Genomic DNA, 12,631 nt, shown 5'->3' on the forward strand with positions numbered 1-12,631 from the left:
TTGACGGTGCCATGAAAACTGGGAAGGCTGACGCGCGGCATGCGTATGACTGGGGCGCGTGTGAACGGGGACCGGCGGATCGCCTGAGCAGGCAAAGCCCGCGGAGTTTCTTTCCCTGACGGCCGTGGCCCCTGCATAGCTGCTCCATCGACGAGAGCACAGCTACTGGGGGTAGCAGTAGATGACGAAGAAGACGCGGCTGCGTGTCGCGCGCGTAGCGGCCGCAGCGGTGATCGCCGCCGGTGCGTCGCTGACCGCTGCCGGTGCCGCATCGGCCGTGGGGATCGACGTGGGGATCGGTGGCGTCGACGCCTCGGTCAACGCGGACAAGAAGGGTCTGGATGTCGGTGTCGGCATCCACAACCCCGACGACCCGACCGACGAGCCGACCGAGATTCCCACCGGTGAGCCGACGGATGAGCCCACCGACGAGCCGACGGACGAGCCGACCGGCCTGCCCACCGGGCTGCCGACGCTCCCGACGGACGAGCCGACCGACGAGCCGACGGACGAGCCGACCGACGAGCCCACCGGTCAGCCGACCGATGAGCCGACGGGCCAGCCGACCGACGAGCCCACGGACGAGCCCTCCGGCCAGCCCAGCTCCTCGCCCAGCCAGGGCGGCGGCGCGGGTGGCGGCGACGACTCGACCTGCACCGTGGACCTCGACTCCACCAACTGCGACGACAACACGGACACCGACAGCGTCGGCTCCAAGCCGGTCGAGCAGGGCAAGGCCAAGGAAGAGCTGGCCGAGACCGGTGCCTCCTCCGAGACCACCTTCCTGCTGATCGGTGCCGCGACGATGATCGCGGGTGGCATCGGCTTCCGCTTCATGCCGCGGCTCGCGAACCGCAACAACAACGTGGCCTGATTCATACGCCGCACGCACGTCGAGGGGCCCGGAGCGCTGCAGAGCTCCGGGCCCCTCGGGCGTCGGTATCGAAAGTGCGGCTGGACCGAACGTGCGGCCGGGAGAGCGGTTACGCTGCGTTACGCCGCGGCTGCCATCTCGTGGGCGAGCACGGCCACCGCGATCAGCGCCACCAGGAGCGCTATCAGCGCGGCGGGGGTCAGCCCGGCGAAGGGGCCCTCCTGCTGCTGCAGGCGCTCCCTGCTGGCCCGGCAGACCGGGCAGCGGCCCTCGCTGACGGGGCTCGCGCAGTTGGCGCAGACGAGCCTGTCGTACGTCATGCGCTTTCTCCTCCCGCGCGGCGGTGCCGCAGTAGATATGGGGCCAACGCTCAGGGAAATGGGTTGGTTCCCCTTCCACTGTGCCAGCTTCCGCCCGGTTCGGCGCGCCCCGCATGATTCCGTGCCGCATCCGTACCGGTTCTGTGGCCGTTTCGGACGGTCCGACGGCCAGTTTGTCAACCGTTTGCCCCCAATAGTGCCGTGAATAAACGCACCAAGCCGGATGGGCGCTGCGCACCCGCGCGCGGTTCGCGTATGGTCACGCTCACCGACGGGAGCCGCTCCGGCGGCAGCCCGTACCGCTACCCAGGTCACCGTGGTGCATCAGTGATCCGATTCGACAACGTATCCAAGACTTACCCCAAGCAGACCCGTCCCGCACTCCGGGATGTCTCGCTCGAGATCGAGAAGGGCGAGTTCGTCTTCCTGGTGGGCTCCTCGGGGTCGGGTAAGTCCACTTTCCTCCGGCTGCTGCTCCGGGAGGAGCGGGCGAGCCACGGCGCGGTCCATGTGCTGGGCAAGGATCTCGCGCGGCTGTCCAACTGGAAGGTGCCGCAGATGCGCCGCCAGCTGGGCACGGTGTTCCAGGACTTCCGGCTGCTCCCCAACAAGACGGTCGGGGAGAACGTCGCCTTCGCGCTGGAGGTGATCGGCAAGCCGCGCGGCGCGATCCGCAAGACCGTGCCCGAGGTGCTCGACCTGGTGGGGCTGGGTGGCAAGGACGAGCGGATGCCCGGCGAGCTGTCCGGTGGTGAGCAGCAGCGCGTGGCCATCGCGCGCGCGTTCGTGAACCGTCCGATGCTGCTGATCGCCGACGAGCCGACGGGCAACCTGGACCCGCAGACCTCCGTTGGGATCATGAAGCTGCTGGACCGGATCAACCGGACCGGCACCACGGTCGTCATGGCCACGCACGACCAGCAGATCGTGGACCAGATGCGCAAGCGCGTGATCGAACTTGAGAAGGGCCGTCTCGTCCGCGACCAGTCCCGCGGCGTCTACGGCTACCAGCACTGAAAGGACGCCATGCGCGCCCAGTTCGTCCTGTCGGAGATCGGCGTCGGTCTCCGCCGCAATCTCACGATGACCTTCGCGGTGATCGTCTCCGTAGCCCTCTCCCTCGCCCTGTTCGGCGGGTCCCTGCTGATGAGCCAGCAGGTGAGCACGATGAAGGGCTATTGGTACGACAAGGTCAACGTCTCGATCTTCCTCTGCAACAAGAACGACAAGGAGTCGTCGGCCAACTGCGCGAAAGGCGCGGCCACCGAGGTCCAGAAAAAGGAGATCCGCTCCGAACTGAATCAGATGAACATCGTCGACTCGGTTCAGTTCGAGACGAGCGAGCAGGCGTACAAGCACTACAAGGAGCAGTTCGGCGATTCACCGCTCGCCGATTCGCTGACGCCGGACCAGATGCAGGAGTCCTTCCGCATCAAGCTGAAGGACCCGACGCGGTATGACGTCATCTCCACCGCCTTCGCCGCCCGGCCCGGGGTGCAGGAGGTACAGGACCAGAAGGCCCTGGTCGACGATCTCTTCAATCTGCTCAACGGCATGAACTACGCGGCGCTCGGCGTGATGACGCTGATGCTGGTGGTCGCGTTGATGCTGATCGTGAACACGGTGCGGGTGTCGGCGTTCAGCCGCCGCCGGGAGACCGGGATCATGCGGCTCGTCGGCGCGTCCAGCTTCTATATCCAGATGCCGTTCATCATGGAGGCCGCCATCGCGGGGCTGATGGGGGCGGGCTTCGCCTGCGTACTCCTCGTCAGCGGCCAGTACTTCCTGGTCGACAACTGGCTCGCGGGCAAGATCGACGTGATCAACTTCATCGGCTGGGACGCGGTGCTGGCCAAGTTGCCGCTGGTGCTGGCGATCGGGCTCCTCATGCCCGCCCTCGCGGCCTTCTTCGCGCTCCGCAAGTACCTCAAGGTGTGACATTCGCCTGGGGCGCCGTACCTCACAACCAGCCGTACGGCGCCCGGGCTTGCCCTACACTCACCGGCATGTCGGGCCCGTGTTTGTTCGTCCATCCCCGCCGCATTCGCCACGGGGCCGCCCTGACATTGGTCTTCGTGAGCGTGCTCGCCACCGGCGCCGCCACCGGCTCGTGGGGCGCGGAAGGTCCCGCCCGGGCCGCCGACCGGGGCTCGTCGGCCGCGCGGATACCGATCCGCCCGGTCGCCGCCGGCTCCGTCGAGAGCGATCAGGTCCAGGCGGCAGCGGCAGCGGCCGAGAAGGACGGGAAGTCCGGTTCGCAGGCCGCCCGTGACGTGGTGAGCCGCAGCGGCGACCGGTGGGGCGCGGTCTACAGCGCCCATGAGTACGAGGGATTCCGCCAGCACCTCGACGGCGCCTACGTCGGCGTCGGGGTCTCCGCGCGGGTCGGAACCGGCGGCCGGATCGAAGTGGACGAGGTCCAGCCCGGCAGCCCCGCCGACCGGGCCGGGCTGCGGGCCGGGGACCGGCTGCTGTCCGTCGACGGTACGAAGGCCACCGGCCGCCCCGTCACCGAGGTCGTCGCCCGGCTGCGCGGACACGCCGGGCGCTCGTCGGGCACGCCGGTGGCGCTCGGGCTGGAGCGCGACGGCCACCGGTGGCGGCAGACCCTGCACCGGACGCGGCTGACCACCGAGCCGGTCACCGTCGACCGCGTCGGCGACCAGCGGCCGCGCGCCGTCCGCATCAAGGTCGACTCCTTCACCAAGGGCTCCGGCGACCAGGTGCGGCGCGCGGTGCGGCAGGTGCCCCCGGGCGACGGCATCCTCCTCGACCTGCGCGGCAACTCCGGCGGCCTGGTCACCGAGGCCGTCACCACCGCCTCGTCCTTCCTCGACGGCGGGCTGGTCGCCACGTACGACGTACGGGGTGAGCAGCGCGTCCTGGACGCCCGGCCCGGCGGCGACATCCGCAGCCCGCTGGTCGTCCTCGTCGACGGCGGCACCATGAGCGCCGCCGAACTGCTCGCCGGCGCCCTCCAGGACCGGGGCCGCGCCATCGTCGTCGGCTCCCGCACCTTCGGCAAGGGCTCGGTGCAGATGCCCAGCAAGCTCGCCGACGGCTCGGTCGCCGAGCTGACCGTGGGCCACTACCGCACCCCCGCCGGGCGCAACGTCGACGGCGAGGGCATCGCGCCCGACCTCACCGTCCACGGCGACGACGGACAGAGCGCCGAGACGCGCGCGCGGACAGTATTGAGTGGCCTCGGGGGCGGGTCCTAGTGCGAGAATGGCCTCGCTATGGCTAAAGAGACGGGTCGCAAACTGATCGCGCAGAACAAGAAGGCGCGGCACGACTACCACATCATCGACACCTACGAGTGCGGCCTGGTGCTGACCGGCACCGAGGTGAAGTCGCTGCGCCAGGGGCGCGCCTCGCTCGCCGACGGCTTCGCGCAGCTCGACAACGGTGAGGCGTGGCTGCACAACGTGCACATCCCCGAGTACAGCCAGGGGACGTGGACCAACCACTCGGCGCGCCGCCGCCGCAAGCTGCTGCTGCACCGGGCGGAGATCGACAAGCTGGTCCACAAGACCCAGGAGACCGGCCACACGATCGTGCCGCTGTCCCTGTACTTCAAGGACGGCCGCGCCAAGGTCGAGGTCGCGCTCGCCAAGGGCAAGAAGGACTACGACAAGCGCCAGACGCTCCGCGAGAAGCAGGACCGCCGCGAGACCGAGCGGGCGATCTCGGCCGTCCGCCGCCGCGAGCGGGGCCGGGTCTGACCTCGGGCGACGCCCGGCGGGAATGATGTGGCCCCGTAGCGGGTTGTTCACCTATGATGGCGATGCGCCCCTTCGAGGGCGCGGCACCACCTTGATAAAAAGACATGGGGATGATCGGTTTCGACAGCGGCTGTCGAAGCAGGGGAAGCGAGCCGAGGAAGCGGCAATGATCTCGTAAACCATATGTCGCAACCAATAATCGCCAACACCAAGCGCGATTCCTTCGCCCTCGCTGCCTAAGTAGCGACTTTGCGAAGTGTCAGCCCGGGGCTGTTCCCGACCCGGATCCTGGCATCGACTAGGGAACTAAACCACTAGACCCGGTCACGGGGTGTAGTGGGAAATCAAACAGTGACTGAGCCCGTCGGAGACTTGTCCGCGTGATCTCCGGGGCCGAGAAAATCACAGCGGACTGCGCTCGGAGAAGCCCTGATTCCGCACCGTTGGACGCGGGTTCGATTCCCGCCATCTCCACTCATCCCATGTACGACGAAGGCCCCGCCACCCGGCGGGGCCTTCGTCGTGTCCGCGCCCCCTAGTCCCGTAGCTCCGCCAGGCGTTCGAGGTCGTCGTGAGCCGATGCGCGCTCCTGCGCGGTGAGGTCGACCGCGGCGGCCCGGGTGAGGGCGGATGTCGCGGTCTCCTCGTCACCGAGGCGCCTGGCGACGTCCGCGCGCAGGACGAGGAGGCGGAGCGACTGCAGGGGCGTGGGGCGCTCGTCCTCCCTGCGCAGCGCCCGGTCGAGGATCTTCGCGGCGGCCGCCGGGTCGTCCCGGGAGTCGGCGAAGAGCAGCGCGTGGTGCAGGGCTCGGGGGAAGGTCTCCTTGGGGGCGGCGCGGTGGTGGTGTTCCTGGCTGGTCTGCTGCCCGATCCGCAGGCAGTTGCCGCCGGGGTCGGACATGAGGAACTGCCGTACGCCGTGCGAGGTGTCGCGCAGTGACCCGATGCGCGGCAGGCCGCGCGTCGGGATCTTTCCGTACGCCGCCTTGAGGCTGGTCCGGAAGGCGGCGTGCAGTCCGTCGATGTCGTCGGTGTAGATGAGGCACGTGCTGTACGACTCGGTTGGTTCGTATCCCTTCATCCCGAAGAAGTGGAGCTGGATGCCGCCGCGCTCCACGACCGCGTACGGGTTGGGGCTCTTCTGCTGGAAGGTCGCTTCGAATCCGAGGACGGTGTAGAAGTCGAGGACCGGCTGGAGGGTCCGGCACGGCAGCATCGGAATGGTCTTCTCGCCCATGCGGGACAGTCTAGTCAAAGTTGACTAGAGGGGGGAGTGGGTCAGCCGATGTCGAGGACGGCCTTGCCGTGGAGGCGGCGTTCCAGGAGGGCCGCTACGGCCTCTTCGGCGCGGTCCCAGCCGCCGCGCCAGGCGATCTGCGGGTCCAGGGCGCCCGTGGTGAGGCGTTCGGCGAGCCAGGTCAGGTCCGGGGTGAGGTCCGGGTGTTCCAGCAGGTGGAAGGTGACGATAGAGCGCTCGTGGCGGCCCGCGTTGCCGTAGAGGGCGCCGAAGGGGAACGTCTCGGGCTGGCCCGTCACATGGCCGACCGAGACCAGGGTGCCGTGTGCGGCGAGCGTGTCGAAGGCCTGGACGAGCTGCGGGCCGCCGACGAGGTCCACCACGCCGTGCACGGGTTCGGTGATCTCGTCCGGGGTCGTGATCACCGCGTCCGCGCCCAGTGCGCGCAGGCCGTCGCCGTGGGCCGCCGGGTCGCCGGTGGTGGCGATGACGTACGCCCCGCCGAGGCGGGCGAGTTGGACGGCGTACCGGCCGACGCCGCCCGTGGCGCCGGTGACGAGGATGCGGCGGCCGAGGGTGTCGCCGACCCGGCGCAGGGCGCGCAGCGCGCTCGCCCCCGCGACCGGGAGGGTGCTGAGCGGGCCCGGGTCCGCCTCGGCGGGTGCGGTGCCGAGCATGCCGGTGTGTACGGCGCGCAGTTCGGCCCATCCGCCCGCCTCGCCGATGGTGACGACGGGCGTCCCGGCGGCGGGTCCGGAGCCGTCGGCGGCGGCACGCTCGATCACCCCGGCGGCGTCCCAGCCGAGCACCGTGCCGTCGGGGGCCTCGTTGCGGTGGGCGGTCTCGCCGTAGTTGAGGGAGGTCGCGGTCACCCGGACGAGTGCCTCGTGCGCGGCGGGGGTGGGGTCTTCCGTCTCGCCGAGGCGGAGACCGGAGGGGGCGGAGCTGTCGACGATCAGGGCGCGCATGGGGCGTTGGCCTTTCGGGGAGTGGAGTGAGGGCTTATTTATGCCACTGAGTGGCGTAAGCGCGCAAGTGGCATTCGCTTTCGCGTTACACTCGTCGTCGTGACTGCCGCCCCCACCCCGTCGCTGCGCGAACGCAAGAAGCGGCGCACCCGTCAGGCGCTGATCGACACCGCGCTGGAGCTGTTCACCGAGCGCGGCTTCGGCGGCGTGACGCTGGATGAGCTGTGCGAGGAGGTGGAGGTCTCCAAGCGCACCTTCTTCCGGAACTTCAGCAGCAAGGAAGACGTCGCGATGGCCCCCGAACAGGACCTCTGGCGGGCCTTCCTGGAGGAGCTGGAGAGCGCGGAACCGGGCGCGCTGCCGCCGCTGGTGGTGGAGCTGGGGCGGGACGCGCTGCTGGCCGCGCTGGACCGGATCGCCGACGAGGGCTGGGCCCGCCGGGTCCTGCTCAGCCGCCGACTGGCCGAGCAGACGCCCTCGATGGCCGCGCACGGCCTGCAGTTCTGCGAGTCCACGACGCGGGAGGCGCTGGACATACTGCACCGCAGGTTCGGCCTCGGGGAACCGGGCGACCCACGGCCCCGGCTGGCCGTCGACATGCTGATCGCCGCGCACCGCTGCGCGATGGCGGCCTGGGTGGCCCGGGCGGACCCCCCGGCCCCCCGAGCCCTGGCCGCCCGCCTCCACGAGGCGGTAGCGGCCCTCCCCGCCAGCCTCACGCTGACGGCGGGCCGCCCGGCGGAGAACGGCTGACGCCATCGCCCTGCTGCGCCTGCGCCTGCGCGGGGTGTGGGTGTTGCCCGCGCCGCGTGCGGTGTGGAGGCGGTTGGTGCCCCGGCCCTGCGCTGCCGCCCACCGGGTTGGCGGCCGTACGCCCTGCGCCGTGCGCCGTGCGCCGTGCGCCGTGCGGCGACGATGGCCGATGGCCGTGGCGCGTTGGTCCCGGCTGGTCCAGCACGCTGTGCCGCGCGTGGTCGGCGGCTGATGCCCGGGCGGCTCGCCCGTCAGCGGCCGCGTGCCGACTGCGGCCGATGGCCGTGGACCCCGTGCCGCTCATGGCGTACCCGCTTGGCGGCGCTCGTGCCGGTCGCCGCGCACCGCCGCACGCGGCCCGGGTGCCGCCGGGCGGCGAGCCGGGCGCCGTGCTTCCGGGCGCCCGGCGGGGTCGGGGCTGCGGGGCCGCGTCGGGGGTGTCAGGCGAAGGCGATCAGTAGGCCGAAGCCGAGGAAGAGCGTGCCGCACAGGGTCAGGCCCGCCATCGGGGCCATCATGTGGCGTCGCATCCGTACCCGGGCCTTCTGGGGGTCGGTCGGGAGGTACACCACGTCCACATGGCGCCCGGTCGCCAGGCCCAGGCCGATGCCCGAGGCCGCGGGGGTGAACCGTACGTCGTGGCCTTGGTGGTCGCGGAAGCGTATGACCGGCGTCTGGATGGGGTTCCGGTCGCGGCGGTCGGCGACGTTGGCTACCACGATTCCCTCCGTACGCAGCCCCTCGCGGCGCAGCCGGAGGACCAGTCGGGCGTCGCGCAGGGCGTATCCGTAGGCGAGCAGGCCGATCGCGATGCACAGCAGGTCGGCGCCGGGCATGCCGTGATCCATCGGTGGTTCACCTCTCGTCGTGTGCCCTCCGCGGCGCTCTGTCGCGCGGCGGCCGGGTGCGGGATCCTGCCGTGCCATGAGAACACCCGTGAACCGCCGTGCGCGCGCCTGGGCCTGGCCCCTCGTCATCGGGTTGGTCGCGACCCTCACCTGGAGTTCACCCGCCGGGGCCGATGCCTCGCGTGGGGGGACCGACACAGCACTCGACAAAGTCCTCGACGATCCGCTGCTGCGGGGTGGGGCGGCCGGGGTGGTGGTGGCCGACGCCGACTCCGGCGACGTTCTGTACCGGCACCGGGCCGACGACCGGCTGATGCCCGCCTCCAACACCAAGCTGTTCACCTCGGCCGCCGCCATGGGGCTGCTGGGGCCCGACCACACCTTCCGGACCGATGTCCTGGGCGAGGGCACCCGCCATGGGCGCACCCTGCGCGGCGATCTGTTTCTGCGGGGGACCGGTGATCCGACCCTGCTCGCCTCGGACTTCGACCGGCTGGCGAAGGGCGTCGCCGACGCGGGGGTCCGGCGGGTCACGGGGCGGCTGATCGCCGACGACACCCGGTTCGACGCACAGCGCGCGGGCCGCTCCTGGGCGGCCGACGACGAGTCCTCGTACTACGCGGCGGGGATCTCCGCGCTCACCGTCGCCCCCGACACCGACTACGACGCGGGCAGCGTCATCGTCGAGGTCGCGCCCGGGGCGACCAAGGGGGAGCGGCCGAAGGTCACCGTCACGCCCTCGACCCGGTACGTACGGATCGACAACCGGGCGACCACCGGGAGCGGCGGCGGTCTCACCGTCGAGCGGCGGCACGGCACCAACACCATCACCGTCAGCGGCGCCATCGCGGCCGGGGCGCAGACCGCCAAGGAGTGGGTCAGCGTCTGGGAGCCCACCGGGTACGCCGCCGCCGTGTTCGCCGATGCGCTCAAGCGGCATGGGGTGCGGGTCGCGGGGGACACGAGGCTTGGGGAGGGGACGCCACAGGAGGCGCGGCCACTCGCCTCGCATCGGTCGATGCCGCTCAAGAAGCTGCTGGTTCCGTTCATGAAGCTCTCCAACAACATCCACGCCGAAGCCCTCACCAAGGCCATCGGCCACGAGACGGCCGGGCGCGGCACCTGGAGCGCGGGGCTGGCCGCCATCTCCGACTGGCTGAAGCAACAAGGAGTGGACACGGGGGCGGTGCGGCAGGTCGACGGGTCCGGGCTGTCCCGGATGGACAACATCGCGGCCGGGCAGCTCACCGAGCTGCTGCTGGCGGCCCGTCAGCAGCCCTGGTACGCGGACTGGTACGCCTCCCTGCCGGTGGCCTGCGCCCCGGACCGCCTCACCGGCGGCACGCTCCGCTCGCGCATGTGCGGCACCCCCGCCGCAGGCAACGCGCGCGGCAAGACCGGCTCCCTGACCGGCGCGTCCGGGCTCTCCGGGTACGTCACCGACGCGGACGGCCGGGAGCTGGTCTACAGCATCGTTCTCAACAACTATCTCGCCCCCTCCGTGAAGAGCCTGGAGGACGCGATCGTGGTGACGCTGGCGAAGGGCAGCCCCCAGGGCGTACGGGGCGGCGCGAAGAGCGCGCAAGCGGCGGACCTGGAGTGCTCCTGGGTCAAGCCCCGTCGCTGCTGAGCGGCAGGGCAAGGGCGGCCGTCCCCGCCTCCGCGTCGGCGGACGGACCGCCCACCACCTCCACCCGCCACGCCCCCGGCGCCCGGTCGGCCTCGGCGTGCAGCGCGTCCCCGTCCCGTACGACGGTGAACGCGACGGCCGTCGAGCCGTCCGGGGCCGGGACGCGGACGGTGACCCCGGTGCCGGGCAGGGCGGAGGGTTCGTACACTCGCAGCGTGATGCCGTCCGCCCAGTCGGCGTCGGGGCGGTCGTACGCCGCGCCGAACGGGATCACCGCGCCCGGCCGGGCCAGCAGCGGGACGCTCAGGAAGCCGTGCCGCTCGCGCACCCAGCGCGGGCCGCGCACGGTCCGGCCGCTGAGTACGTGCGTCCACACCCCCTCCGGGACGTAGTACGCGACCTCGCCCTCGTCGTCGAATACCGGCGCGACCAGCAGATCTCCACCGAGCATGTACTGCCGCTCAAGCCCCGCGCACCCGGGGTCGCCGGGGAATTCGAGGACCATCGCGCGCATCACCGGCAGGCCCTCGCCGTGCGCCTGCCGCGCCGCCTCGTACAGATACGGCATCAGCCGCAGCTTCAGTCGGGTGAAGAAGCGCAGCACCGCGATCGACTCCTCGTCGAAGTGCCACGGCACGCGGTAGGAGGACGAACCGTGCAGCCTGCTGTGCGAGGACAGCAGCCCGAAGGCGATCCACCGCTTGAAGAGCGCGGGGTCGGGGGTGCCCTCGAAGCCGCCGATGTCATGGCTCCAGAAGCCGAAGCCGGACAGTCCGAGGGAGAGCCCGCCGCGCAGCGATTCGGCCATCGCCTCGTACGTGGACTCGCAGTCGCCGCCCCAGTGCACCGGGAACTGCTGGCTGCCCGCGGTCGCGGAGCGCGCGAAGACGACGGCCTCGCGCTCGCCCCGCCGCTCGCGCAGCGCCTCGAAGACGGTGCGGTTGTAGAGGTGGGTGTAGTAGTTGTGCATCCGCTCGGGGTCGGAGCCGTCCGCGTACACCACGTCCAGCGGCACCCGCTCGCCGAAGTCGGTCTTGAAGCAGTCCACGCCCATGTCGAGCAGCGCGGTCAGCTTCTCCGCGTACCAGGCGCGCGCGGCGGGGCTGGTGAAGTCGACCAGGGCCATGCCCGGCTGCCACAGGTCCCACTGCCACACCGAGCCGTCCGGCCGCTTCAGCAGATGACCGGCCGCCTTGCCCTCGGCGAAGAGCGGGGAGCGCTGCGCGATGTACGGGTTGATCCACACGCACACGCGCAGGCCCCGTTCGCGCAGCCGCCGCAGCATGCCCTCCGGGTCGGGGAAGACGCGCGGGTCCCAGGTGAAGTCGCACCAGTGGTGTTCGCGCATCCAGAAGCAGTCGAAGTGGAAGACGGACAGCGGCAGTTCGCGTGTCCCCATGCCGTCCACGAAGCCGGTGACCGTCTCCTCGTCGTAGGAGGTGGTGAAGGAGGTGGACAGCCACAGCCCGAAGGACCAGGCGGGCGGCAGCGCGGGGCGGCCGGTGAGCGCGGTGTAGGTGCGCAGGATGTCCTTCGGGGTGGGCCCGTGGATGACGTAGTACGTCAGCTCCTGGCACTCGGCGCTGAACTGGACGCGGGACACCGCCTCCGAGCCAACCTCGAAGGAGACCTCGCCGGGGTGGTCGACGAAGACGCCGTAGCCCGCGTCGGTGAGGTAGAAGGGGACGTTCTTGTAGGCCTGTTCGGTGGCGGTGCCGCCGTCCGCGTTCCAGATGTCCACGGTCTGGCCGTTCTTCACCAGCGGGCCGAAGCGCTCACCGAGGCCGTACGCGGAGGTGCCGACGCGTAAGAGCAGCCGCTCGCGCAGATAGTGGTGGCCGTCGGCCGTCTCCATGATGCCGGTGTCCTTGGGCCCGCTGCCCGTGAGCGGGCGCCCGTCGGCCTCGAAGGCGACGCGCCAGGGGCCGGTGCGGGCGATGCGTACGGTGAGCGCGCCGGAGGTGAGCCGGGCCTCGTCCTCGTCGCAGCTCACCTCCCCATATGAGCCGTTGGCCAGCTCGAACGACGGGCCCCGGTCGGCCCCGCCCGCGAAGTGGGTGAGCCGGACCCCGATCACGCCCGGCAGCGGCGCGGTGCAGGTCAGGGTGAGGACCGGCCCCTTGAGGAGATCGCCGCGGCGCTGGACCGGATGGGTGGGGGCGTGCACGGTGAGGTGGCCGGGGCCGGTCTCCACGTCGAGGACCCCGGTGGGGTGGGCGGCGCGTACGCCCTCGCGCAGCAGCCAGTAGCCGTCGCTGAACTTCATGCGGGGCGCT

12 protein-coding genes and 1 other RNA gene are annotated in these 12,631 nt (G+C 71.0%); 8 read left to right on the forward strand and 5 right to left on the reverse strand.

Features of this window, described 5'->3' with window-relative positions; all coding sequences use genetic code 11:
• The first annotated feature begins 181 nt into the window (after positions 1–181).
• Entirely contained in the window at positions 182–874 is a 693-nt protein-coding gene (locus tag ACFV9T_RS05635; RefSeq protein WP_385436875.1) for a PT domain-containing protein, read from the forward strand.
• Between the two features lie 119 nt (positions 875–993).
• Here the strand turns inward: ACFV9T_RS05635 and ACFV9T_RS05640 are convergent, their stop codons facing one another.
• A complete protein-coding gene (locus ACFV9T_RS05640) occupies positions 994–1,194 on the reverse strand; it encodes a hypothetical protein (protein WP_055555454.1) in 201 nt (66 codons plus the stop codon).
• Positions 1,195–1,521: 327 nt separating this feature from the next.
• Between ACFV9T_RS05640 and ftsE the strand changes: the two genes are divergently transcribed.
• From ftsE to ssrA, 5 genes are all read left to right on the forward strand, one after another.
• Positions 1,522–2,211, forward strand: a complete 690-nt coding sequence (gene ftsE, locus ACFV9T_RS05645) for a cell division ATP-binding protein FtsE (protein WP_201857601.1) — start codon at positions 1,522–1,524, stop codon at positions 2,209–2,211.
• Positions 2,212–2,220: 9 nt separating this feature from the next.
• Positions 2,221–3,132 (forward strand): permease-like cell division protein FtsX, encoded by a 912-nt coding sequence (ftsX, locus tag ACFV9T_RS05650; RefSeq protein ID WP_385436877.1) that lies wholly within the window; start codon positions 2,221–2,223, stop codon positions 3,130–3,132.
• 68 nt (positions 3,133–3,200) lie between these two features.
• On the forward strand, positions 3,201–4,415 hold the full coding sequence (locus tag ACFV9T_RS05655; protein WP_385436878.1) for a S41 family peptidase: 1,215 nt from the start codon (positions 3,201–3,203) through the stop codon (positions 4,413–4,415).
• An 18-nt stretch (positions 4,416–4,433) separates the two neighbouring features.
• Positions 4,434–4,919: an SsrA-binding protein SmpB gene (smpB, locus tag ACFV9T_RS05660; protein WP_385436879.1), complete on the forward strand. Its 486-nt coding sequence runs from the start codon at positions 4,434–4,436 to the stop codon at positions 4,917–4,919.
• 106 nt (positions 4,920–5,025) lie between these two features.
• Positions 5,026–5,396: a transfer-messenger RNA gene (gene ssrA, locus ACFV9T_RS05665) on the forward strand.
• A gap of 58 nt (positions 5,397–5,454) precedes the next feature.
• On the opposite strand, the gene ACFV9T_RS05670 is transcribed toward ssrA, so the two are convergent.
• Both ACFV9T_RS05670 and ACFV9T_RS05675 read right to left on the reverse strand, forming a co-directional pair.
• Positions 5,455–6,156: a VOC family protein gene (locus ACFV9T_RS05670; RefSeq protein ID WP_385436880.1), complete on the reverse strand. Its 702-nt coding sequence runs from the start codon at positions 6,154–6,156 to the stop codon at positions 5,455–5,457.
• A gap of 41 nt (positions 6,157–6,197) precedes the next feature.
• Positions 6,198–7,124, reverse strand: coding sequence for a zinc-binding dehydrogenase (locus tag ACFV9T_RS05675; RefSeq protein WP_385436882.1), 927 nt, complete (start codon positions 7,122–7,124; stop codon positions 6,198–6,200).
• Positions 7,125–7,223: 99 nt separating this feature from the next.
• Between ACFV9T_RS05675 and ACFV9T_RS05680 the strand changes: the two genes are divergently transcribed.
• Positions 7,224–7,877 carry a TetR/AcrR family transcriptional regulator gene (locus ACFV9T_RS05680; RefSeq protein ID WP_385436883.1) on the forward strand — a complete coding sequence of 218 codons (654 nt, stop codon included), beginning with the start codon at positions 7,224–7,226 and terminating at the stop codon, positions 7,875–7,877.
• Positions 7,878–8,317: 440 nt separating this feature from the next.
• Here ACFV9T_RS05680 and ACFV9T_RS05685 read toward each other — a convergent pair whose 3' ends face one another.
• On the reverse strand, positions 8,318–8,725 hold the full coding sequence (locus tag ACFV9T_RS05685; RefSeq protein ID WP_385436885.1) for a DUF3592 domain-containing protein: 408 nt from the start codon (positions 8,723–8,725) through the stop codon (positions 8,318–8,320).
• A gap of 76 nt (positions 8,726–8,801) precedes the next feature.
• Between ACFV9T_RS05685 and dacB the strand changes: the two genes are divergently transcribed.
• On the forward strand, positions 8,802–10,355 hold the full coding sequence (dacB, locus tag ACFV9T_RS05690) for a D-alanyl-D-alanine carboxypeptidase/D-alanyl-D-alanine-endopeptidase (RefSeq protein ID WP_385436886.1): 1,554 nt from the start codon (positions 8,802–8,804) through the stop codon (positions 10,353–10,355).
• Here dacB and yicI read toward each other — a convergent pair.
• Positions 10,336–12,621: an alpha-xylosidase gene (gene yicI, locus ACFV9T_RS05695; protein ID WP_385436887.1), complete on the reverse strand. Its 2,286-nt coding sequence runs from the start codon at positions 12,619–12,621 to the stop codon at positions 10,336–10,338. The genes dacB and yicI overlap by 20 nt on opposite strands.
• Between the last annotated feature and the right edge of the window lie 10 nt (positions 12,622–12,631).

The organism is Streptomyces sp. NPDC059850 (assembly GCF_042731515.1).
Lineage (GTDB): Bacteria > Actinomycetota > Actinomycetes > Streptomycetales > Streptomycetaceae > Streptomyces.